The following is a 22,578-nucleotide window of genomic DNA, read 5'->3' on the forward strand; positions in this document are numbered from 1 at the left end:
CCCGGAATTGTACATCAAATTGTAACTAAGCTGCTCAGTCTTCGAGCAATTTTTGTAACAAAACGCCATTCAGCATAGCGCGTTTTATCATTGCAAAGGCGCCCATAGTTGGCTGGTGATCGATCTGGGAAACGACGATTGGGAGATCTTTGTGGAAAGTAGTTAGAGACTGGTTTTCAACGTTTCTATGGATAGCAGGGAAGACTATATCTTCACATTCCGTAATGTCACCAGCGATAACAACTTTTTGAGGGTTAAATAAGTTGATGGTGATGGCGATCGCTTTACCAAGTTGGTTTCCGACTCGAACTAAGCTTTGTTTCGCCAGTTCATCGCCATTATTGGCGTGTTGGCAAACATCTTGAATCGAGATGCTTTCTAGGCTTGATAGCGAAGATTCATACCCTTGCGCGATGAGTTTTTTAACTCGTTCAATGATCGCTGGGTTAGCTGCAACGGTTTCTAGACAACCAAAATTACCGCACTGGCATTGTTCGCCGAGTGGGTCGATCTGAATATGTCCAATTTCGCCTACGTTTCGGTTGTAACCGAGGAACACTTGCCCATTTACAATGATACCTGAACCAGTACCACGGTGGACGCTGACTAAGATGGAATCTTGGCAGTCTTGAGTAGCGCCGAAGTAGTGCTCTGCTAACGCCATCCCGCGAACGTCATTACCAACGAAACATTCTACGTGGAACGTATCTTTAATGAGATCGCTCAATGCTAGGTTATCGATATCCGTATTCGGCATGTATTCAACCACACCGGTCTCTGGATTAACTAGGCCAGGCAGGGCAATACCGATTGCCACCAGTTGGTTTATGGTCGATTGGTGGCTGGATATGAACTGTTTAAGGTGGCTAATAAGCCCATCAGACAATTCATTTTGGTTGGTGTAGTAAAGCTCGTGATGAGTGGAGACAAGTTCACGACCGCCTAGATCGTATAGGCTAATTTGAAGGTAGTCGCGGCCCAAACGCACCGCGACAGAGTGGAAAGGTTCCACTTCGGTAGTCAGAGAAATCGCTCTTCGACCACCAGTTGAAGCTTGTTGGGCAACCTCTTTAATCAGGCCGCGCTCTAACAATTGGCGGGTTATTTTTGTAACACTAGCCGGTGCAAGTTGGCTCACATCAGCGACTTGGATCCTTGAGATAGGACCTTGCTGGTCGATAAGGCGATAAACCGCTGCACTGTTTAGTTGTTTAACTAGATCTACGTTACCTATTTGTCCGCCATTCATTCTCAACTTTGCTCGTATTGTCCGTTTACAACAGTCGCTTGAACATTGAAGTCACGGTCAAATACAGTTAGGTTCGCAACCATGCCTTTCTTAATTCGGCCTAGTTGGTCTTCGACACCCATTGCAGTTGCTGGATACAAAGTAGCCATTCGTAGAGCTTCGTCCAAAGCGATACCGACGTGCTCAACAGTATTTTGTACTGCCTCAATCATTGTGAGAGCTGAGCCGCCCAGTGTGCCGTTTTCATCAACACACTTACCATCTCGGTAATATACTTTCTTGCCAACAAAAATAAAGTAATCCATGTCAGCACCTGCAGGAGCTGTGGCATCGGTCACTAATACGAGCTTTTCACCCTTGATTTTGTGGGCAATTCGAATGTTCGCGTAGTCGACATGGAATCCATCGGCAATGATGCCTGCGTATACTTCAGGTGTGTCGTAAATAGCGCCAACCACGCCAGGTTCACGACCAACCATTGGCGTCATAGCGTTGAATAGGTGAGTTGCAAATGAAATGCCTGCTTCGAAGCCTTTACGAGCTTCAGTGTAAGTCGCATTTGTGTGGCCGATTGATACAACAATGCCTGCTTTCTTCAGGCGCTCAATATGTGCTGGATCGTTATGTTCTGGCGCAAGTGTTACTTTAGCCACCAAGTCTGCATTTTCGCAGATTAAATCAATCATACTGTCGTCAGAAGGACGAATGTAGTCAACGCTATGAATACCTTTCTTCATGACATTGAGGTAAGGCCCTTCGAGGTGTAGACCTAGAGACTGGTTTTGATACTTGTCGTGGTATTCGCGAGCTGCAGTAATTGCTTGGCGCATGTCTTCGTCGGAAGAGGTAATCAGAGTCGGTAAGAAACTCGTACAGCCGGACTTAAGGTTGGCCTCATGCATGATTTGCATGGTTTCTGCAGTAATCTCATCATTTAGCATTACGCCACCACAACCATTGAGCTGAAGGTCAATAAAACCAGGGCTTAGGTTTGCTCCATCAAGGTCGCGTAACTCGATATCTTGTGGTAATTCAGCTGCTGGGCAAACTGATTCGATCAGCCCATCTTTTACAATAACAGCGTGCTCCGTTAGAACGTCGCTGCCAGTGAAGATTTTACAGTTAGTTAGCGCGTACATAGTCAGCTAATCCTTATGAAATTGAGTAATTATTAAATACTGAACGGCTTATATTTGAGTGAGATCCTAACTTTATTCGTATAGTTCAATTAGGTTGCAAAAAATCTTCTATTCGTCTCTCAAAATGTAGAGCTGTTCTTTCCTCTCTGGCGAAATCGTCACCACTGTTAATGCAGTGAAAATATCTATCGGAATTCGGTATGAACCCTTTATACCTATACTCTCAACTAAGATTGTTAGAGCAATGAAATAACCAAATATTATCGCCAATTAGTCATTTTTTTGAATTGTAAAATAAGTTTTATGATCTAGCTAGCAAAAACCTTGAGATTTGCCTGTTTCTGGTGATTAGGATCACAAATGGTAAGGTTTTAATTTGCGGAGCAAAATTAATATCATAAACTGATGAGGACTAAATTGAGGGACTAAAAAAAGTGTCTCGAGCAAAATACAAAAAATCCTATAGGGGGAACTTAAGGTGAATATTCTTGGATATGCGCAGAAGTTAGGTAAAGCTCTTATGCTACCTATCGCAACGCTTCCTGTTGCGGCGCTTTTACTACGCTTGGGTCAGCCAGACCTACTTGATATTGCGTTCATGGCTTCGGCTGGTAATGCAATTTTTAGCCAATTACCTTTGCTATTTGGTTTAGGCATTGCAATCGGCCTTGCTAAAGATGGCTCTGGTGCAGCTGGTTTAGCAGGTGCTGTTGCTTACTTTGTATTGACTGCAACTGCTACAAACATCGATGCGAGCGTTAATATGTCGTTCTTCGGTGGTATCTTTGCAGGTATTATCGCAGGTCACGCATACAATGCATTCCATGCAACTCGCCTTCCTGAGTGGTTAGCTTTCTTCTCTGGTAAACGCCTAGTGCCAATTATGGCTGGTCTGTTTGCTTTAGTTGCGGGTGCTATCTCTGGTGTGGTATGGCCAGCTATCCAAGGTGGTCTAGACGCACTGGCGCACGCGGTATCTTCTTCAGGCGCAATTGGTCAGTTTGTTTACGGTACTCTTAACCGCGCTCTTATCCCTGTAGGTCTGCACCACGTACTGAACTCTTACTTCTGGTTCGGTATGGGTACATGTCAAGAGATCGCGATTACTGGTGCACAGGCTGCTGGTCAAGCTCTTCCTGCTCTACAGCAACTTTGTGTAGACCCTGCACTAGCGAAAACTCTAGTGGCTGGTCAAGAGCACACGTTTACATTTGCAAACTCTGTGACTCCTGAAATCACAGCAACAGTGAAAGAAGTGACTGAAACAGTTAAATCTGGTGACCTGCACCGCTTCTTCGGCGGCGACAAAGGCGCTGGCGTATTCATGAACGGTTTCTTCCCTGTAATGATGTTTGGTCTACCTGGTGCTGCATTAGCAATGTACCTAGCTGCTCCAGCTGAAAAACGTAGCCAAGTGGGTGGTGCACTATTCTCAGTAGCATTCTGTTCATTCCTAACGGGTATCACTGAGCCGCTAGAATTCATGTTCGTATTCCTAGCTCCAGCACTATACGCAATGCACGCTGTATTTACTGGTCTATCTCTAGTTGTTGCAAACATGTTTGGTACGCTACACGGCTTTGGTTTCTCTGCTGGTCTAATCGACTTCGTATTGAACTGGGGTCTAGCAACTAAGCCGTTCGTTCTACTACTAATCGGTCTAGCTTTTGGTGCTCTATACTTCTTCACTTTCAGCTTCGCTATCCGCGCATTCAACCTGAAATCGCCTGGTCGTGAAGACGATGACGAAGAGCAAGCTGCAGCACCAGCAGCAGGTGATGCTGCTAAAGGTGACCTAGCTCGCCAATACCTAAAAGCACTAGGTGGTCACGAAAACCTAACAGCTATCGATGCTTGTATCACTCGTCTACGTCTAACTCTTAAAGACCGCTCAATCGCAGATGAAGCAGTTCTTAAGAAGCTCGGTGCGAAGGGTGTTGTGAAACTAGGTGAGAACAACCTTCAAGTTATCCTTGGCCCACTAGCTGAAATCGTTGCTGGCGAAATGAAAGCAATCGGTGCTGGTGAAGACCTATCGGATGTGAAACTTCCATAATCACTACGCTGATTAGTAAGTTCTTCTTAAAAGCCTCCCAATGGGAGGCTTTTTCTTTATCTATTTCTACAGTTCGGTGTATTCTTCAGCGAACAGCATAAAAGATTACGATTTTGGCTATGGTTCTAGTTGTGCTAGGGCAAAGAATTGTGGATCATTAGCTGCTATATATTCTGACAATACTAAATACATTGAGGTGCTATAGATGAGTGAAGCTGAGGCTCGTCCATCGAATTTCATCCGTCAAATTATCGATAAAGATCTTGCGGATGGTACACACACAAGCGTGCATACTCGTTTCCCGCCGGAGCCAAATGGTTACCTGCATATCGGACACGCTAAATCAATTTGCCTAAATTTTGGTATTGCTCAGGACTATCAGGGACAGTGTAATCTTCGCTTCGACGATACAAACCCTGAAAAAGAAGACGTTGAATACGTTGAGTCAATTAAGAATGATGTAAGCTGGTTAGGCTTCGAATGGTCGGGTGACATTTGTTACTCATCAAACTACTTCGATACGCTTTACGCTTATGCTGTGGAATTAATTAATAAAGGCTTAGCGTACGTTGACGAGCTAAGTCCTGAGCAGATCCGCGAATACCGTGGCACGCTTAAAGAGCCTGGTAAAGCAAGCCCATACCGCGACCGCAGCCCTGAAGAGAACCTTGCGCTATTTGAAAAAATGCGTGACGGCGGCTTCGAAGAAGGGAAAGCGTGTCTACGTGCTAAGATCGATATGTCTTCTTCATTCATGGTGATGCGCGATCCTGTGCTATATCGTGTTCGTTTTGCTACCCACCACCAGACAGGCGACAAATGGTGCATTTACCCGATGTACGATTTCACTCACTGTATTTCTGATGCGCTGGAAGGAATTACTCACTCAATCTGTACATTAGAATTCCAGGACAACCGTCGTCTGTATGACTGGGTTTTGGATAATATTACTATTGATTGTCAGCCTCGCCAGTACGAGTTTAGCCGACTAAACCTTGAATACACGGTAATGTCTAAGCGTAAGCTTAGTCAGCTAGTGACTGAAAATTTAGTTCAAGGCTGGGACGACCCACGTATGCCAACAATATCTGGTTTACGTCGCCGCGGCTTCACTCCTGCATCTATCCGTGAGTTTTGTAAGCGTATTGGCGTCACTAAGCAAGAGAACATGATCGAGTTTGGTTCATTAGAGTCTTGTATTCGCGATGACCTAAATGAAAACGCACCTCGTGCGATGGCTGTGCTCGATCCGGTTAAGATTGTTATCGAAAATTACGACGCAGACAAAGTGGAAACGCTTACGGTTGCTAACCACCCGAATAAGCCAGAAATGGGTAATCGTGAAGTACCATTTACACGCGAAGTTTGGATTGAACGCGATGACTTCCGCGAAGAAGCGAACAAGAAATACAAGCGCTTAGTACTGGGTAAAGAAGTCCGCTTACGTGGTGCGTATGTAATCAAAGCTGAACGTATTGAAAAAGATGCAGAAGGTAATATCACGACGATCTTCTGTTCATACGATGCCGAAACTTTGGGTAAGAACCCTGCTGATGGCCGCAAAGTGAAAGGTGTTATTCACTGGGTATCAGCGGATAAAGGTCTTCCGGCAGAAATTCGCTTGTACGACCGTTTATTCACAGTGGCTAACCCTGCTGCGGCTGACAACTTCGCTGATACGATTAACCCAGAATCACTTGTTAAGGTTCAAGGCTACGTTGAGCCTAGCTTAGCGGCAGCATCTGCAGAGCAGGGCTTCCAATTTGAGCGTACTGGGTATTTCTGTGTTGACTCTAAAGACTCAAGTGCTGAATCACTTGTTTTCAACCGCACTGTCGGGCTACGTGATACGTGGGCTAAAATAGAAACTAAGTAATTAGTTTGAAATACGAAAATGCCAGTCTTATGACTGGCATTTTTTGATTATACAAAATAGGTAATCATAGCGGCGCACAAACAAAAACGTCAGCCGAAGCTGACGTTTTTAATTATTTCTTAGGTTTGTGTGCATCAGGGTTGTCTTTACAACTTCCATCACTGCATTTGCCATAAAGATACAAGCTGTGGTTAGTTAAAACCACATTGTATTGAGAAGCGATCTCTTTTTGGCGTTCTTCAATAATGTCGTCTGAAAATTCAATTACTTCACCACAGTCGAGACACACTAAGTGGTCGTGGTGGTGCTGAGTAGAAAGCTCAAATACAGACTTACCACCTTCAAAGTGGTGACGAGTGACAATGCCTGCGTCATCAAATTGGTTCAATACACGGTATACCGTTGCTAAACCGATCTCTTCGCCTAGATCAATCAGCTTTTTGTAGAGATCTTCCGCACTGATGTGCTGGCATTCAGGTTGCTGTAATACTTCTAAAATCTTGAGTCTTGGTAAGGTAACTTTAAGACCAGCATCCTTGAGTGCTTGGTTATTATCTGACATATACTTTCCTGTTGATGATCTGCAGCGATAACAGAATTCATAATTACCCTCATTATAGGGTAGACGTACGGAACAATAAACCACGAACTTCAAAGGGTTACTATGATTTTTTTGTAAATTCGTTTTAAGTCACTTTATAAACTGATTAGACCAGTTACAATTATGTAACAAATATGGATAATTACAAAAATCAGGCCCAGCTAAGATGAACAAATCTCTCGCTAAAGTATATAAACCCGGCATCGTTAAGTTTGCACTCAACGTCTGGCCACCCTTTTGGGGAGCAGGTATTAGAATACTGTCGATCAGTGATGATTTTCGTGAAGTTCGCATGAAGTTGAAACTACGTTGGTGGAACAAAAATGCGAATAGGACCCAATATGGCGGCAGCATCTTTTCACTAACTGACCCAGTTTATTCATTAATGCTAATGGGTATTTTGGGTGAGCAATATTACGTATGGGACAAAGAAGCTAGCATTAACTTTATCAAACCGGGACAAAGTGATTTGTTCGCAGAGTTTCAGGTGTCTCAGCAACAATTGGAAGAGATATTATCGATTACCGCTAGTGGTGAAAAGTGCTTCCCAGAGTTTATAATTTATGTCAAAGACGCTCAGGGGAACGTTGTGTCGGAAGTGCAACGCAAGTTGTACGTGAGGAAGAAACCGCAGTATAGAGAAACCGAAGCCCTACAAAGCTAGCGCGAATAAAAAAGCCTCCCAATGGGAGGCTTTTTGCGAATACGTACTATTTAGTCTTCTAATTCAGACAAGCACATTTCTTCGTGGATTTGGCTAACCCATGTATTTACACGTTGCTCAGTTAGTTCTGGTTGGCGATCTTCATCGATACATAAACCAACGAACTGGCTGTCATCGCCTTCAACTAGCGCTTTGGAAGCTTCGAACTCATAGCCGTCTGTTGAAGTGTATCCAAGGATTGTGCCTCCTTTTGCTTCTACGATATCGCGAATAGTACCCATCGCATCACAGAAGTACTCAGCGTAATCTTCTTGGTCTCCACAACCAAATAGCGCAACTAGCTTGGTCGAAAAGTCGATCGCTTCCAGTTCTGGGAAGAAATCATCCCAGTCACACTGTGCTTCGCCGTAATACCAAGTTGGAATGCCAAGCAGCAACAAATCGAAGTTATCGATATCTTCTTTGCTACTTTTTGCAATGTCTTGAACGTGAACTAGCTTTTTACCTAGTTGCTTTTGAATCATCTTAGCAACAGCTTCAGTGTTGCCTGTGTCGCTACCAAAGAAGATACCTACACTTGCCATAGAATCATTACCTTTAATATTGTCTGTTGTCAGCAGTTATGGAGAGGTGCTCAACCGAGACCTGAGCCTTCCATTGTGATTTGGATAATACCTTTTGAGATAAATCCAAAACAACCTAGGAATAGCACTAACCATACAATACGACGGCCAAAAGGAGGAACATTACCCTGTTTCAGCACATCTTTTATCGCCATACCAATTAGAAAAAAGATAGACGCAAAAAGTAAATCGAGCCCGACGGATTCGAGTATGTTCATGTAGTCGTAAAGCATGGGTTTCCTTTATGCCAATTTGCTTGCGCGCACTATACCACTGTTATCTATCAATGTTAATGCGAGAGTATTTACGAAGTTCTCATTAACCAAGCTCAACACGTTTAAGCTATGAAGTTTCGAATTACTCGAAGTACTTCTTTGGGCTTTTCGGCGTGTAACCAGTGGCCTGTATTCGCGATAATGTGCGCTTTTGATTGTGACATTTGTTTTTGGACATCAGCTTGATGTTCTGGGAGGAGGTAATCCGAGTCTGCTCCCTTAACAAACAAAGTAGGGGTATCGATGGGTTCAATAGCCTCCCAACCTAGGATGGACTCATAGTTTTCAACGATAGACTTTACGTTGAATCGCCACTGCATGATGTCATCTTGTTTATAAAGAGACTTACTCAGAAACTGCCTAACACCGTCGATTTCGATGTGCTGTGCGAGAATGTCTAATGCTTGAGAGCGAGAGCTTGGATTCTGTTCACTGACGGCAACCAACCCTGAAATAACGTTATCATGTCGGCGCGTAGTGTAATGGACAGGGGCCATATCGAGGACAATGAGTTTGCGAACTTGTTGTTTGAGTGTCTCGGCTACTTTGATTGCCACTTTACCGCCCATAGAGTGGCCTACCAGAGTAAAGTCGCTAATTTGTAAATGCGCTAATAAACGCACGACGTCGTCGGCCATCAGTTGGTAGTTATGCTCGTCACTATGGAAAGAGATACCATGATTACGAAGGTCGACACTAAGCACTTGATGATCGGCTTTCAAATCGCGCGCAAGTACACCAAGATTGTCCAAATTACCAAACAATCCGTGGATCAGTACAATGGTGTGACCCTCACCTTCGAGTTTGTAGTTGAGCAGTTCTGACATTTTATCTTATTCGTGATTGGTTTAACGTAGAGTATCAGCAAAGATCTCGCTATAATCCCCGAGAGTTTAAACATAGAGATTGTGAAAAGCGAATGAAAACAATTGAGGTTGATGAGGATCTATACCGTTACATTGCTGGCCAGACCGAACATATTGGTGAAAGTGCTTCAGACATTCTTCGTCGTTTACTAAACGTAGATGGAAAAGTGTCGGCAAACGCACAGCCTAAGCCGATGTCGGAGCCGAAAGGCATTGTAGTCAGTAAAGATGCAGTAAAAGATGTCCAAGTAGATAGCGTGAAAGAGATGCGCGCTCTATTGATATCGGATGAATTTGCAGGCCTGAAGAAGGCGATTGACCGCTTTATGCTAGTGCTTTCAACGTTACATCGAATCAACCCAGAGAGTTTTTCTGAAGCGACTCAAGTAAAAGGCAGAAAGCGTGTTTACTTCGCGGATAATGAGCAAACTCTATTGGCTAGCGGTAATACAACTAAACCGAAAGCGATCCCCAATACACGCTTTTGGGTAATAACGAATAACAATACGAGCCGCAAGCGCCAAATGGTTGAGCAATTGATGGTCAGGATGAACTTCCCTGCTGATTCCATCGAGAAAGTGACCAACTCAATTTAAAAATCTAAATTCAAACCTCATGATGCGTAACAAATGCCAAGTATTATGAGGTTTTTTCATTTTCGTAAGACAAGAATTCTGTAATTTTTATAAGGATGTCAAAATGGCTATGCACCCTAGAGCGGGACAAAAAGCTCGACAAGAAGATCTACATAATATTCCAGCGTTAGTGGCAAACTACTTTTTACTTCAGCCTCAAGTAGGTAACCCAGACCATAAAGTGGCATTCGGGACTTCAGGTCACCGTGGGAGCGCGGATAAATCAACCTTCAATGAAAATCACATTCTGGCTATTGCACAAGCTGTTGCAGAAGTACGAGCGGAGCAAGGGACGACAGGACCACTTTTTGTCGGCAAAGACACCCACGCGCTGTCAGAGCCTGCCTTTTCTACAGTTGTTGAAGTATTGATTGCTAATGGCGTACGTGTTGTCGTGCAAGAAAACAACGGCTACACGCCAACACCGGGTGTATCTCACGCTATTCTCACTTACAACTTAGTCAACGATGAGAAAGCAGATGGCATCGTCATCACGCCTTCTCATAATCCACCACAAGATGGTGGCATTAAGTACAACCCTGTGCACGGTGGTCCAGCAGAAGCTGAGCTTACCCAGGCGATTGAAGACCGTGCTAACGCTCTAATTGCAGAAGAGCTACAGGGAGTGAAGCGACTTCCTCTGGCGCAAGCGAAGGCTTCAGATCTGTTTGTTGAGATGGATTTAGTTAAGCCTTACATCGACGACCTAGTGAATGTTGTTGATATGGATGCCATCCAAAAAGCAAATCTTAAGATTGGAGTTGATCCATTAGGTGGCAGCGGTATTGATTACTGGCGTCAGATTGGTCAAGCCTACGATCTTGACTTAACCTTGGTCAGCGAAGCCATAGACCCATCGTTCCAGTTTATGTCCTTAGATAAGGACGGGGTCGTTCGTATGGACTGTTCGTCTCCTTATGCAATGGCAGGGCTGCTTGAACTTAAAGATGAGTATGATTTAGCGTTCGGTAATGATCCTGATTATGATCGCCACGGCATAGTGACACCAAAAGGTTTGATGAATCCTAACCACTTCTTGGCGGTATGTATCGATTACTTATATCGTCATCGTGAAGGGTGGGGCAAAGAAGTCGCTGTTGGTAAAACGCTCGTATCAAGTGCAATGATTGATCGCGTTGTTGCCGACCTAGGTAGAGAACTATGTGAAGTGCCAGTTGGCTTTAAGTGGTTTGTCGATGGATTGTACGAAGGTAAGTTTGGCTTTGGTGGTGAAGAGAGTGCTGGTGCTTCTTTCTTACGTAAAGATGGCACTCCATGGTCGACGGATAAAGATGGCATTATCTTGTGTTTGCTCGCTGCTGAAATCACTGCGGTAACCGGCAAGAATCCACAAGACTACTATGAAGAATTGGCCTCTAAGCATGGTGAGTCACAGTATAATCGCATTCAAGCGGTTGCTAATGGCCCACAAAAAGAAGTACTGAAGAAGTTGTCTCCAGAAATGGTATCAGCTGAGATGCTGGCGGGTGATGCAATTACCGCTCGTTTAACTCATGCACCAGGCAATGGAGCAGCAATTGGCGGATTGAAAGTGACGACTGACAATGGATGGTTTGCCGCGCGTCCATCGGGTACGGAAGACATTTATAAGATTTACTGTGAAAGCTTTAAAGGTGCTGAGCATCTTAAGCAAATCGAGTCTGAAGCTCAGGACATTGTAAACCAAGTTTTTGCTGAGGCAGGGCTGTAAGCCTGAAACGTAGTTCTCGGTATATAAAAAGAGCTGATGTTTTTACATCAGCTCTTTTTGTTTAGTCTCAATAAACTGAGTTGATACCTAATTGTTCGGCCAGCTATCAGGCACGATAAACCAAAATTGACCATCTTCAGCTTGAGCATGGACAAATCGCCCATTTGGTTTTCCGATGGGGTTGCTATATTTAGCCAAACCAGTTGCCCATAAAGGTTTACTCAATTCATATATTGGTGTGTTCACCTGCTCCCACTGACTTTGATAACACCAAAAACCAGAGATCTGCTGCTTGTTAATCCGAAAGCCAAGGCAGTCAGTTGGCACAGGCTCTGGAGAGAAAGGATTGATATACAGCCTTCCCTGTATAAGTAGGTGCTCTGATAGGTTATCAAACTGAGGGTACTGAGACAGGAAATGTGGATTGGTGCTCATTTTTAGCTGATGGTTCAGCATTCTATTCAGTTTTTTATCAAGTTGGTCGTGAGCGTTCGGTCCATACCAAATCCCTTGGTGCAACAAGTAAAACTTAATCGCGACTTCCCAATGTTCGTTTTGCCCGGTGAATTGATTGTTCAAAATAAGATCAATTGCACCTAGGGTTTGTCCGTTATCACGATTGATTTGAATCTCTTCCAGTTCCAAAGTGTACTGGTTACTAGATGTTAGCAATTGTGTACAGAGGTGTTGATATAGAAACCCTAGCCTAGGATTGCCATCGTAGCCGAGATCTTGAGGAAGCAAGGTGTTCAGGTGCTGCAAAGACTCAAACGGTGGTGTGATTTCAAATAATGGTTCGGTATTCGCTATCCAATGGTAGAAGCGCTGTTGAGAGTTCATCCATAGACCTCAATGAAAGCAATTGTTTGTATTGTACCCGCGCGCTATCATCACTGCCATGTTAGGGAGCACTTAGTTTCGACCTAAACTAAGTTGGAACAATGTAACTGGAAATTAGAATGAACAATTTGCAGCTAGAACAAATTCTAAATGAAAAGCTTTCTCCGCAGTTAATTAAAGATTATGCGCCCAATGGGTTGCAGGTAGAAGGCACACAGACAATCAAGAAAATCGTTACCGGTGTAACGGCTTCACAAGCTTTGATCGACAGAGCTATCGAGCTCAATGCTGATGCATTATTGGTACATCATGGTTATTTTTGGAAAGGAGAGCCTGAGCCTATTAGAGGTATGAAAGGCAATCGCATTCGCTCATTAATCAAAAATGACATTAACTTGTTTGGTTACCACCTTCCTCTTGATATTCACGCCGAGCTTGGTAATAACGCTGAGTTAGCGCGCCTGTTAGATATTCAAGTAGAGGGAGGAATGGAAGGTAACCCCCAGTCAGTTGCTATGTACGGTCGGCTCAAAACTCCTCTATCGGGTGCCGAGTTTGCGAGCAAGATCAATACAGCCCTGAATAGGCAACCGCTTCATATCGCTCCAGAGTCAGAAGATAAACTGATCGAGACAGTTGGCTGGTGTACCGGTGGTGGACAAGATTATATAGAGCTTGCGGTTAAGCTTGGCTTAGATGCTTTTATTTCGGGGGAGATCTCCGAGCGAACCACATATACAGCTAGAGAAATGGGTGTGCATTATTTTGCTGCAGGTCATCATGCAACAGAAAGGTATGGGGTCAAAGCCTTAGGTGAGTGGTTAGCCAAAGAGCATGGACTCGATGTTGAGTTTGTCGATATTGATAATCCTGTCTAGCAGGATAGGGCTTTTCAAAAAAATGAAGTAAAAAAGGGGTTGATGTCAGACATCAACCCCTTTTTAGATTTCGATTGCTCAACCGTTATTCACGTTCGTGAAGTGGCTGAAAATCACGGATTTCTTCACCAGTGTAAAGCTGACGAGGACGACCGATACGGTTTGCTGGGTCACTGTGCATTTCGTTCCAGTGTGCAATCCAACCGATAGTACGAGACATCGCGAAGATTACAGTAAACATTGATACTGGGATACCAATTGCTTTCAAGATGATGCCTGAGTAGAAGTCAACGTTAGGGTATAGCTTCTTCTCAACGAAGTATTCGTCAGAAAGGGCAATTCGCTCAAGTTCCATCGCTACATCTAGTAGTGGATCTTTGATGTTTAGTTCTTTCAATACTTCATGACAAGCTTCGCGCATTACTGTCGCGCGAGGATCGTAGTTCTTGTAAACGCGGTGACCGAAGCCCATTAAGCGGAATGGGTCATCTTTGTCTTTCGCTTTAGCTACATACTCTTCGATATTATCTACGCTACCGATTTCCTCAAGCATACGTAGACATGCTTCGTTAGCACCACCGTGCGCTGGTCCCCAAAGAGAGGCGATACCCGCTGCGATACATGCAAATGGGTTAGCACCAGAAGAACCGGCTAGACGTACTGTAGACGTTGACGCGTTTTGCTCGTGGTCTGCGTGAAGCGTGAAGATTTTATCCATCGCACGCGCTACAACTGGGTTTACTTCATATTCTTCACATGGGTTTGCAAACATCATGTGTAAGAAGTTTTCCGCGTAGTTAAGGTCGTTACGTGGGTAAATAAATGGCTGGCCGATAGAGTACTTGTAACACATTGCTGCAAGCGTCGGCATTTTAGAAAGTAGACGATATGCTGCGATTTCACGGTGCGTATCGTTATTGATATCTAATGAATCATGGTAGAAGGCTGCAAGAGCACCAACTACGCCACACATAACCGCCATTGGATGAGCGTCACGTCGGAAGCCGTGGAAAAAGCTTGCGATTTGCTCGTGTACCATAGTATGGCGAGTTACTGTTGTTTTGAACTGTTCGTATTGCTCACGATTTGGGGCTTCACCGTAAAGAAGGATATAACATACTTCTAAATAGTCAGCATTGTTTGCTAACTGATCGATTGGGTAACCACGGTGTAGCAGCACACCTTTACCGCCATCGATATAAGTGATTTGAGATTCACAAGATGCAGTGGCAAGAAAACCAGGGTCAAATGTAAAGTATCCGTTTGCTCCTAGTTTACGAACGTCGATTACTTGAGGGCCAACAGTCCCGTCCATAATCGGCAGCTCGATTGGCGCTTTGCCTTCAATATGAAGGGTAGCTTTCTTATCCGCCATGACAATCTCCTTTGTTTATTATTTAATCCGTCCAGGATGTTTATGTGCCATTTTTGTACGTGTGTTCGTTAATAAAGTCAATTCTTCTCCTCTGATGTGTGCACTTGTTATGATTTTTTAAACATGTAACGTTAAAAATCTGTTCTGTGTAGCAAAAATTGTTACATCAATTGTATTAGAATGTTGCCAGCCGTATAGTGGCGCTGTAATTTTTGGTGGAAACCTTATAAATTCAAGGCTAGAAACAAATGTGAGGTGACGTTTTTAATCTTGTTGTTAACAATTGTTTTACATTTATCTTTTTAAAAATAGCGGATTACTGTTAAATAAATGTTAACTTTTGTAGGTTTGTCGTCAAAATTCGTTCATAACTATAAATGCTCAATGGAGCTGAGTGAGCAAGCCCGTGAAAGAAAGAAAGTCAAGACCTGTTAATTTAGATTTGCAGACTGTTAGCTTTCCGATCACCGCCATCGCATCAATCCTACACCGTGTGTCAGGAGTGATTACGTTTGTCGCGATCGGAATTTTGCTTTGGTTACTATCCATCTCATTAGAATCCCCAGTAGGCTTTATGGAAGCGAGCGACATCGTCGATGGCTTCTTCGTTAAGTTTATTCTGTGGGGGATTTGTACTGCGTTGGCCTACCATATTGTTGGCGGTATTCGTCACCTACTTATGGATTTAGGTCATTTTGAAGAATTAGAATCTGGCGCGCTGAGCGCTAAAGTTGCTTTTGCAGCAACAGCAGTATTATCGCTTCTTGCAGGAGTTTTGGTATGGTAAGCAATGTTTCCTCATTTGGTCGTAATGGTGTTCACGATTTCCTACTGATTCGTGCAACTGCCATCATTATGACTCTATACACTATTTACCTAGTGAGCTTTTTTGCGTTCTCTGGTGATATCTCTTACGTATCTTGGACCCAATTCTTTGGTGGTACCTTCACTAAAGTCTTCACTATGCTGGCCCTAACCTCCGTACTTATCCACGCTTGGATTGGTCTATGGCAGGTACTGACTGACTACATCAAATGTACAAAACTACGTGGCGGTCTTCAGCTAGGTGTTATTGCTGTTCTTATCGGATATTTCTTCTCTGGTCTGTTTATTCTGTGGGGTGCGTAAGTGACTATTCCTGTTCGTGAATTTGATGCCGTTGTTATCGGCGCAGGTGGTGCAGGTATGCGTGCTGCACTACAAATTTCAGAGCAAGGCCTTTCTTGTGCTTTGCTGTCAAAAGTATTTCCAACTCGTTCTCATACTGTATCTGCTCAAGGTGGTATTACCGTTGCTCTTGGTAATGCGCACGAGGATCACTGGGAACAGCATATGTACGATACGGTAAAAGGTTCTGACTACATCGGTGACCAAGATGCTATCGAGTACATGTGTAAAAATGGTCCTGAATCAGTCATCGAATTAGAGAAAATGGGACTACCATTCTCTCGCTTTGATAACGGTACGATCTATCAGCGTCCATTTGGTGGCCAGTCAAAGAACTTTGGTGGTGAGCAAGCTGCGCGTACTGCAGCAGCAGCTGACCGTACTGGTCACGCACTACTACATACTCTTTACCAGCAAAACATTAAGCACAAAACGACGGTATTCTCTGAGTGGTACGCGCTTGATTTAGTGAAAAACGAAGATGGTGCAGTGCTTGGCTGTACAGCTCTTTGTATGGAGACTGGTGAAGTATGCTACTTCAAATCTAAAGCAACCATTCTTGCTACTGGTGGTGCTGGCCGTATTTACGCGTCTACTACCAATGCACACATCAACACGGGCGATGGTGTTGGTATGGCGTTACGTGCTGGTGTACCAATGCAAGATATGGAAATGTGGCAGTTCCACCCAACTGGTATTGCTGGTGCAGGTGTACTGGTTACTGAAGGCTGTCGTGGTGAAGGTGGTTACCTTCTAAATAAAGACGGCGAACGCTTCATGGAGCGTTATGCTCCTAACGCTAAAGACCTTGCTGGTCGTGATGTTGTTGCTCGCTCAATGATGATCGAAATCCGCGAAGGTCGTGGCTGTGACGGCCCATGGGGTCCGCACATCAAACTGAAACTTGATCACCTAGGTAAAGAGACGCTTGAGTCTCGTCTTCCTGGTGTTTGTGAACTTTCGCGCACGTTTGCTCACGTCGATCCTGTTAAAGAGCCAATCCCTGTAATTCCAACATGTCACTACATGATGGGTGGCGTACCAACACAAGTTTCTGGTCAGGCAATTAAGCAAGACGAGAACGGAGCAGATGTTGAAGTACAAGGTTTGTTTGCTTGTGGTGAAATTGCTTCAGTATCGGTTCACGGTGCAAACCGTCTTGGCGGTAACTCACTACTAGACTTGGTGGTATTCGGGCGTGCAACTGGTCTACATCTGGGTGAAACTCTGAAGAAACAAGCGGAAGCGAAGCCTGCAACCGAAGCTGACATCGAGCGTTCACTTGAGCGTTACAATCGTTGGGAAAACAGCACAGGTGGTGAAGACCCTGCACAAATCCGTAAAGACCTTCAGCAATGTATGCAAAACAACTTCTCGGTGTTCCGTGAAGGTGATGCTATGGCCAAAGGTTTAGAAGAGCTAAAAGCGATTCGTGAGCGTTTGAAAAACGCGCATTTATCTGACAAGTCTACAGAGTTCAACACACAACGTATTGAGTGTTTAGAGCTAGAAAACTTGATGGAAACAGCTTATGCAACCGCTGTTGCAGCAAACTACCGCACAGAAAGTCGTGGTGCTCATGCTCGTTTTGACTTCCCAGACCGTGATGATTCTCAGTGGCTATGTCACTCGATTTACAACCCTGAAACAGAAGGGATGGCAAAACGTGACGTAAATATGGAACCTGTGCATCGTGAAGCGTTCCCACCTAAAGCACGTACGTACTAAGGAGAGGGCTAGATTATGAAACTGAATTTCTCTTTGTACCGTTACAATCCGGACGTCGACCAAAAGCCATACATGAAAGACTATGTGCTCGAAGTGGAAGAAGGCTCGGATATGATGCTTTTGGATGCGTTGATTCTGCTGAAAGAGCAAGATCCAACGATATCTTTCCGTCGTTCTTGTCGTGAAGGTGTTTGTGGTTCAGATGGCCTAAACATGAACGGTAAAAACGGCCTAGCATGTATTACACCGTTGTCAGCATTGTCTGGTAAAGACAAGATCGTGATCCGTCCACTACCTGGGTTGCCAGTAGTGCGTGATTTAATTGTTGATATGACGCAGTTCTACGATAACTACGCTAAAGTTAAACCGTTCTTAGTGTCGGACGGCAACGTACCACCTGCACGCGAAAACTTGCAGACACCTGATGAGCGAGCTCATTTGGATGGTTTGTATGAATGTATTATGTGTGCATGTTGTACGACTTCTTGTCCTTCATTCTGGTGGAACCCAGACAAATTCATCGGACCAGCAGGCCTATTGGCAGCGTACCGTTGGCTAATTGATAGTCGCGATACAGCAACAGATGAACGTTTATCTAATCTTGATGATGCATTTAGCGTTTTTCGTTGCCATGGCATAATGAATTGTGTAAGTGTTTGTCCTAAGGGATTAAATCCGACGAAAGCTATTGGCCACATCAAGTCGATGTTGGTAAATCGTTCGGTTTAATAAATAACAAAAATTGCCGGTCGCTCCGTATGGAACGACCGGCTCTTAATAGCTCGGCATAGACCGAAGCAAACGTGAAAACTACTGGTTAAGGGAAAATATGCACAACGGCGTGATGAAGGCATGGCTCGAGTCTTCACACTTGGCTGGCGCCAATGCAACTTATGTAGAAGAACTCTACGAACTGTATCTAAGTGACCCCGATCAGGTAAGTGAGGAGTGGAGACGTGTATTTGATGGTTTGCCTGTGCAAGCCTCTGAAGTGGTAGAACAACCACATTCACGTGTCCGTGATTACTTCCGACGACTCGCTCAAGAAACAAAGCATTACAATGTCCAAGTTAGTGATCCTGATGTCGATGCTAAACAAGTAAAAGTTCTACAGCTTATCAATGCTTACCGTTTCCGTGGGCACCAAGCTGCAAACCTAGACCCTCTAGGTCTATGGAAAAGAGATGCAGTACAAGATCTCGATCCTTCCTTTCATACTCTCACCGAAGACGACTTCCAAGAAACCTTCAACGTAGGCTCTTTCGCTATTGGTCAAGAAACCATGGTGCTAAAAGATCTATACGATGCACTGAAGAAGACTTACTGTGGCTCTATCGGTGCTGAATATATGCACATGACAAACACAGAGCAAAAACGTTGGATTCAACAGCGTTTAGAGTCTGTAGTCGGTCAACCATCATTTAACGACGAAGAAAAGCGTTCATTCCTTGAGGAGCTAACAGCTGCAGAAGGTTTGGAACGATACCTAGGTGCAAAATTCCCAGGTGCTAAGCGTTTCTCGTTGGAAGGTGGTGATGCATTGATCCCAATGACGAAAGAAATCATTCGTCATGCTGGTGGTCAGGGTATGCGTGAAGTCGTGATTGGTATGGCTCACCGCGGACGTTTGAACATGCTTGTCAACGTTCTAGGTAAAAAGCCACAAGATCTATTCGATGAATTTGCGGGTAAGCATGACGATACATGGGGAACGGGTGATGTTAAATACCACCAAGGTTTCTCTGCTGATTTTGCTACTCCTGGCGGCGATGTGCACTTGGCATTGGCGTTTAACCCATCACACCTTGAGATCGTTAACCCTGTAGTTATTGGATCTGTACGTGCTCGTCAAGACAGACTCGACGATAAGAACGGCGATGCTGTTCTACCAATTACTATTCATGGTGATTCGGCAATAGCTGGACAGGGCGTTGTTCAAGAGACATTTAATATGTCTCAAGCTCGTGGCTTCTGTGTAGGTGGTACTGTTCGTATCGTAGTAAATAACCAAGTTGGCTTCACTACTTCGAACCCTCGTGATACACGTTCAACAATGTACTGTACCGATATCGCGAAAATGGTTCAGGCGCCTATTTTCCACGTCAATGCTGACGATCCGGAAGCAGTAGCATTCGTTGCACGGCTTGCTCTAGATTATCGTAATACGTTTAAACGTGATGTTGTAATTGACCTTGTCTGTTACCGCCGTCATGGTCATAACGAAGCAGATGAGCCAAATGCAACTCAGCCGTTGATGTATCAAAAAATCAAGAAGCATCCGACTCCACGTAAGCTGTACGCAGACGTGTTGATCGATCGTGGTGAATTCGATATTGAAACGGCTACTCAGTTAGTTAACGAATATCGTGATGCTTTAGACCATGGTGAAGTTGTTGTAAAAGAGTGGCGTCCAATGGCACTACACTCAGTTGATTGGTCCCCTTACCTAGGGCATGACTGGAATATCGACTGGGATAGTAAAGTAGACTCAGAACGCTTGAAAGAGCTTGGCAACAAAGTATGTCAGTTCCCAGAAAGTCACAAGCTGCAAAGCCGAGTGAACAAGCTTTACAACGATCGTTTGTCTATGATGAACGGCGAGAAGCAGATTGACTGGGGTATGGCAGAAACACTTGCGTATGCAACGCTGGTGGATGATGGAAAACGCATTCGTATCTCAGGTCAGGATTCTGGTCGTGGTACTTTCTTCCACCGTCACTCGGTACTTCACAATCAGTCGGATGCAAGTACTTTTATCCCTCTTGCTAATATTCACGATAAGCAGGGGCCATTCCAAGTGTTTGACTCTGTGTTGTCTGAAGAAGCGGTACTCGCATTCGAATATGGCTACGCAACAGCAGAGCCAAGTGGCTTAACCCTTTGGGAAGCTCAGTTCGGTGACTTCGCAAATGGTGCACAAGTTGTGATTGACCAATTCATTTCATCTGGTGAGCAGAAGTGGGCACGTCTATGTGGCCTAACTATGCTTCTGCCTCATGGTTATGAAGGTCAAGGCCCAGAGCACTCATCAGCTCGTCTGGAGCGTTACCTACAATTATGTGCTGAGCAAAATATGCAGGTTGTTGTGCCTTCAACGCCAGCTCAGGTTTATCACATGATTCGTCGTCAAGTTGTTCGCCCAATGCGCCGACCTTTGATTGTTATGTCTCCTAAGTCTTTGTTGCGTCACCCGCTATGTACCTCTTCGATTGAAGAGTTAGCTGATGGTACGTTCCAAGCTGCAATTGGTGAGATTGACAACATTGAAGCAAGCAAAGTGAAACGCGTCGTGTTCTGTTCGGGTAAGGTTTATTTCGATCTGCTTGAACAACGCCGAAACAATGAGCAAGACGATGTAGCTATCGTTCGTATTGAGCAGCTTTACCCATTCCCACTTGAGGAAGTACAAGCAACAATCGCTCAGTACAAGAACGTTACAGACTTTGTTTGGTGCCAAGAAGAACCACAAAACCAAGGTGCTTGGTACAGCAGTCAACATAACTTCCGCGCAGCTATTCCAGCGGGAGCAGACCTTAAATATGCAGGCCGCCCGGCTTCTGCTTCGCCAGCAGTAGGCTACATGTCGGTACACTTGAAACAACAAAAAGCGTTAATTGAAGACGCTCTTAACTTAGATCCAAAAGTCTCAGCTTAAGAACTAGAAGCGAAAGGATGAAATAGATATGACAATTGAAATTCTGGTTCCAGATTTACCTGAATCAGTTGCTGATGCAACCGTAGCAACTTGGCACAAGAAACCGGGTGAAGCGGTTGCTCGTGACGAAGTTATTGTTGATATTGAAACTGATAAAGTTGTTCTAGAGGTACCTGCTCCTGAAGCTGGTGTACTAGAAGCGATTATTGAAGAAGAAGGTGCAACAGTACTGTCTAAGCAGCTGATTGCTAAGCTTAAGCCTGGTGCTGTTGCGGGTGAACCTACATCTGACACAACAGAAGAGACAGAAGCTTCTCCAGACAAACGCCATAAGGCTGCTTTGACGGAAGAAAGCAATGATGCGCTAAGTCCAGCTGTACGTCGACTACTTGCAGAGCATGGCCTAGAAGCTAGCCAAGTTAAAGGCACCGGTGTTGGTGGTCGAATCACACGCGAAGACATTGAAGCTCACCTAGCTAACGCTAAAGAAGCACCTAAAGCTGATGCTCCAGCTGTTGAAGCTCCAGCAGCAGCACGTAGCCAAAAGCGCGTACCTATGACTCGCCTACGTAAGACGGTAGCAAACCGTCTTCTAGAAGCGAAGAATAGCACAGCAATGCTGACGACTTTCAACGAAGTAAACATGAAGCCAATCATGGACCTTCGTAAGCAGTACAAAGACCAATTCGAGAAGCGTCACGACACGCGTCTTGGTTTCATGTCTTTTTACGTGAAAGCGGTAACTGAAGCGCTTAAGCGTTACCCAGAAGTAAACGCCTCTATCGACGGTGATGATATCGTTTACCACAACTACTTCGACATCAGCATGGCGGTATCTACGCCACGAGGTCTAGTGACTCCAGTACTAAAAGACTGTGACACACTAGGTTTTGCTGACATCGAAAAAGGCATCAAAGAGCTAGCGATCAAAGGCCGTGACGGCAAGCTAACTGTTGATGAGCTAATGGGTGGTAACTTCACTATCACAAACGGTGGTGTATTTGGCTCTCTAATGTCTACGCCAATCATCAACCCGCCTCAAGCGGCAATTCTTGGTATGCACAAGATCCAAGAGCGCCCAATGGCAGTGGATGGCAAGGTTGAAATCTTGCCGATGATGTACTTAGCGTTGTCTTACGACCACCGTTTAATCGATGGCCGCGAGTCAGTAGGCTTCCTAGTAACAATTAAAGAGCTACTAGAAGATCCTGCACGTCTGTTATTAGACGTTTAATATCGC

The 22,578-nt window shown here is 44.5% G+C and carries 20 protein-coding genes; 12 read left to right on the forward strand and 8 right to left on the reverse strand.

What is annotated here, in order from left to right; genetic code table 11:
• Positions 1-34: 34 nt before the first annotated feature.
• Positions 35-1,249 (reverse strand): DNA-binding transcriptional regulator NagC, encoded by a 1,215-nt coding sequence (gene nagC / locus J4N42_RS03945; RefSeq protein WP_252029847.1) that lies wholly within the window; start codon positions 1,247-1,249, stop codon positions 35-37.
• A gap of 2 nt (positions 1,250-1,251) precedes the next feature.
• Entirely contained in the window at positions 1,252-2,388 is a 1,137-nt protein-coding gene (gene nagA, locus J4N42_RS03950) for an N-acetylglucosamine-6-phosphate deacetylase (RefSeq protein ID WP_252029849.1), read from the reverse strand.
• Positions 2,389-2,866: 478 nt separating this feature from the next.
• Between nagA and nagE the strand changes: the two genes are divergently transcribed.
• Both nagE and glnS read left to right on the forward strand, forming a co-directional pair.
• Positions 2,867-4,444, forward strand: a complete 1,578-nt coding sequence (gene nagE, locus J4N42_RS03955) for an N-acetylglucosamine-specific PTS transporter subunit IIBC (protein ID WP_252029851.1) — start codon at positions 2,867-2,869, stop codon at positions 4,442-4,444.
• Positions 4,445-4,649: 205 nt separating this feature from the next.
• On the forward strand, positions 4,650-6,320 hold the full coding sequence (gene glnS / locus J4N42_RS03960) for a glutamine--tRNA ligase (RefSeq protein ID WP_252029853.1): 1,671 nt from the start codon (positions 4,650-4,652) through the stop codon (positions 6,318-6,320).
• Between the two features lie 112 nt (positions 6,321-6,432).
• On the opposite strand, the gene fcrX is transcribed toward glnS, so the two are convergent.
• Complete coding sequence (fcrX, locus tag J4N42_RS03965) at positions 6,433-6,882, reverse strand: ferric iron uptake transcriptional regulator FcrX (protein WP_252029855.1); 450 nt, start codon at positions 6,880-6,882, stop codon at positions 6,433-6,435.
• A gap of 205 nt (positions 6,883-7,087) precedes the next feature.
• Between fcrX and J4N42_RS03970 the strand changes: the two genes are divergently transcribed.
• On the forward strand, positions 7,088-7,585 hold the full coding sequence (locus J4N42_RS03970; protein ID WP_252029856.1) for a DUF4442 domain-containing protein: 498 nt from the start codon (positions 7,088-7,090) through the stop codon (positions 7,583-7,585).
• Positions 7,586-7,635: 50 nt separating this feature from the next.
• Here the strand turns inward: J4N42_RS03970 and fldA are convergent, their stop codons facing one another.
• From fldA to J4N42_RS03985, 3 genes are all read right to left on the reverse strand, one after another.
• Positions 7,636-8,169, reverse strand: a complete 534-nt coding sequence (gene fldA / locus J4N42_RS03975) for a flavodoxin FldA (RefSeq protein WP_252029858.1) — start codon at positions 8,167-8,169, stop codon at positions 7,636-7,638.
• Between the two features lie 50 nt (positions 8,170-8,219).
• Positions 8,220-8,441, reverse strand: coding sequence for a DUF2788 domain-containing protein (locus J4N42_RS03980; protein WP_252029860.1), 222 nt, complete (start codon positions 8,439-8,441; stop codon positions 8,220-8,222).
• A 104-nt stretch (positions 8,442-8,545) separates the two neighbouring features.
• Positions 8,546-9,310: an alpha/beta fold hydrolase gene (locus J4N42_RS03985; RefSeq protein ID WP_252029862.1), complete on the reverse strand. Its 765-nt coding sequence runs from the start codon at positions 9,308-9,310 to the stop codon at positions 8,546-8,548.
• Positions 9,311-9,402: 92 nt separating this feature from the next.
• On the opposite strand from J4N42_RS03985, the gene seqA reads away from it, so the two are divergent.
• Together seqA and pgm are read left to right on the forward strand one after the other, a co-directional pair.
• Positions 9,403-9,945, forward strand: coding sequence for a replication initiation negative regulator SeqA (gene seqA, locus J4N42_RS03990; protein ID WP_252029865.1), 543 nt, complete (start codon positions 9,403-9,405; stop codon positions 9,943-9,945).
• Positions 9,946-10,048: 103 nt separating this feature from the next.
• Positions 10,049-11,695 (forward strand): phosphoglucomutase (alpha-D-glucose-1,6-bisphosphate-dependent), encoded by a 1,647-nt coding sequence (pgm, locus tag J4N42_RS03995; protein WP_252029867.1) that lies wholly within the window; start codon positions 10,049-10,051, stop codon positions 11,693-11,695.
• An 87-nt stretch (positions 11,696-11,782) separates the two neighbouring features.
• Here pgm and J4N42_RS04000 read toward each other — a convergent pair whose 3' ends face one another.
• Positions 11,783-12,535, reverse strand: coding sequence for a DUF1853 family protein (locus J4N42_RS04000; RefSeq protein WP_252029869.1), 753 nt, complete (start codon positions 12,533-12,535; stop codon positions 11,783-11,785).
• 119 nt (positions 12,536-12,654) lie between these two features.
• On the opposite strand from J4N42_RS04000, the gene J4N42_RS04005 reads away from it, so the two are divergent.
• A complete protein-coding gene (locus J4N42_RS04005) occupies positions 12,655-13,413 on the forward strand; it encodes a Nif3-like dinuclear metal center hexameric protein (protein WP_252029871.1) in 759 nt (252 codons plus the stop codon).
• Positions 13,414-13,498: 85 nt separating this feature from the next.
• Here J4N42_RS04005 and J4N42_RS04010 read toward each other — a convergent pair whose 3' ends face one another.
• On the reverse strand, positions 13,499-14,788 hold the full coding sequence (locus J4N42_RS04010; RefSeq protein ID WP_252029873.1) for a citrate synthase: 1,290 nt from the start codon (positions 14,786-14,788) through the stop codon (positions 13,499-13,501).
• 394 nt (positions 14,789-15,182) lie between these two features.
• On the opposite strand from J4N42_RS04010, the gene sdhC reads away from it, so the two are divergent.
• The 6 genes from sdhC to odhB all read left to right on the forward strand — a co-directional run bounded on the left by sdhC (position 15,183) and on the right by odhB (position 22,572).
• The gene (gene sdhC / locus J4N42_RS04015; protein ID WP_252029875.1) at positions 15,183-15,575 is read left to right on the forward strand and encodes a succinate dehydrogenase cytochrome b556 subunit; all 393 of its coding nucleotides are present in this window, start codon (positions 15,183-15,185) and stop codon (positions 15,573-15,575) included.
• Positions 15,569-15,916, forward strand: coding sequence for a succinate dehydrogenase, hydrophobic membrane anchor protein (gene sdhD / locus J4N42_RS04020; RefSeq protein ID WP_252029877.1), 348 nt, complete (start codon positions 15,569-15,571; stop codon positions 15,914-15,916). Before sdhC ends, sdhD begins: the two co-directional genes overlap by 7 nt.
• Positions 15,917-17,683: a succinate dehydrogenase flavoprotein subunit gene (gene sdhA, locus J4N42_RS04025; protein ID WP_252029879.1), complete on the forward strand. Its 1,767-nt coding sequence runs from the start codon at positions 15,917-15,919 to the stop codon at positions 17,681-17,683. It abuts the gene before it with no gap.
• Between the two features lie 15 nt (positions 17,684-17,698).
• Positions 17,699-18,412: a succinate dehydrogenase iron-sulfur subunit gene (locus tag J4N42_RS04030; RefSeq protein ID WP_252029880.1), complete on the forward strand. Its 714-nt coding sequence runs from the start codon at positions 17,699-17,701 to the stop codon at positions 18,410-18,412.
• 100 nt (positions 18,413-18,512) lie between these two features.
• Entirely contained in the window at positions 18,513-21,338 is a 2,826-nt protein-coding gene (sucA, locus tag J4N42_RS04035; protein WP_252029882.1) for a 2-oxoglutarate dehydrogenase E1 component, read from the forward strand.
• 28 nt (positions 21,339-21,366) lie between these two features.
• On the forward strand, positions 21,367-22,572 hold the full coding sequence (gene odhB / locus J4N42_RS04040) for a 2-oxoglutarate dehydrogenase complex dihydrolipoyllysine-residue succinyltransferase (RefSeq protein ID WP_252029884.1): 1,206 nt from the start codon (positions 21,367-21,369) through the stop codon (positions 22,570-22,572).
• The last annotated feature ends 6 nt before the right edge of the window (positions 22,573-22,578 follow it).

Source organism: Vibrio sp. SCSIO 43135 (genome assembly GCF_023716665.1).
GTDB classification, from domain to species: Bacteria; Pseudomonadota; Gammaproteobacteria; order Enterobacterales; family Vibrionaceae; genus Vibrio; species Vibrio paucivorans.

Coding starts and splice junctions, on each gene's coding strand:
- nagC (WP_252029847.1), bottom strand. CDS start 1,249: ATGAATGGCGGACAAATAGGTAACGTAGATCTAGTTAAACAACTAAAC.
- nagA (WP_252029849.1), bottom strand. CDS start 2,388: ATGTACGCGCTAACTAACTGTAAAATCTTCACTGGCAGCGACGTTCTA.
- glnS (WP_252029853.1), top strand. CDS start 4,650: ATGAGTGAAGCTGAGGCTCGTCCATCGAATTTCATCCGTCAAATTATC.
- fcrX (WP_252029855.1), bottom strand. CDS start 6,882: ATGTCAGATAATAACCAAGCACTCAAGGATGCTGGTCTTAAAGTTACC.
- J4N42_RS03970 (WP_252029856.1), top strand. CDS start 7,088: ATGAACAAATCTCTCGCTAAAGTATATAAACCCGGCATCGTTAAGTTT.
- fldA (WP_252029858.1), bottom strand. CDS start 8,169: ATGGCAAGTGTAGGTATCTTCTTTGGTAGCGACACAGGCAACACTGAA.
- J4N42_RS03980 (WP_252029860.1), bottom strand. CDS start 8,441: ATGCTTTACGACTACATGAACATACTCGAATCCGTCGGGCTCGATTTA.
- J4N42_RS03985 (WP_252029862.1), bottom strand. CDS start 9,310: ATGTCAGAACTGCTCAACTACAAACTCGAAGGTGAGGGTCACACCATT.
- seqA (WP_252029865.1), top strand. CDS start 9,403: ATGAAAACAATTGAGGTTGATGAGGATCTATACCGTTACATTGCTGGC.
- pgm (WP_252029867.1), top strand. CDS start 10,049: ATGGCTATGCACCCTAGAGCGGGACAAAAAGCTCGACAAGAAGATCTA.
- J4N42_RS04000 (WP_252029869.1), bottom strand. CDS start 12,535: ATGAACTCTCAACAGCGCTTCTACCATTGGATAGCGAATACCGAACCA.
- J4N42_RS04005 (WP_252029871.1), top strand. CDS start 12,655: ATGAACAATTTGCAGCTAGAACAAATTCTAAATGAAAAGCTTTCTCCG.
- J4N42_RS04010 (WP_252029873.1), bottom strand. CDS start 14,788: ATGGCGGATAAGAAAGCTACCCTTCATATTGAAGGCAAAGCGCCAATC.
- sdhD (WP_252029877.1), top strand. CDS start 15,569: ATGGTAAGCAATGTTTCCTCATTTGGTCGTAATGGTGTTCACGATTTC.
- J4N42_RS04030 (WP_252029880.1), top strand. CDS start 17,699: ATGAAACTGAATTTCTCTTTGTACCGTTACAATCCGGACGTCGACCAA.
- sucA (WP_252029882.1), top strand. CDS start 18,513: ATGCACAACGGCGTGATGAAGGCATGGCTCGAGTCTTCACACTTGGCT.
- odhB (WP_252029884.1), top strand. CDS start 21,367: ATGACAATTGAAATTCTGGTTCCAGATTTACCTGAATCAGTTGCTGAT.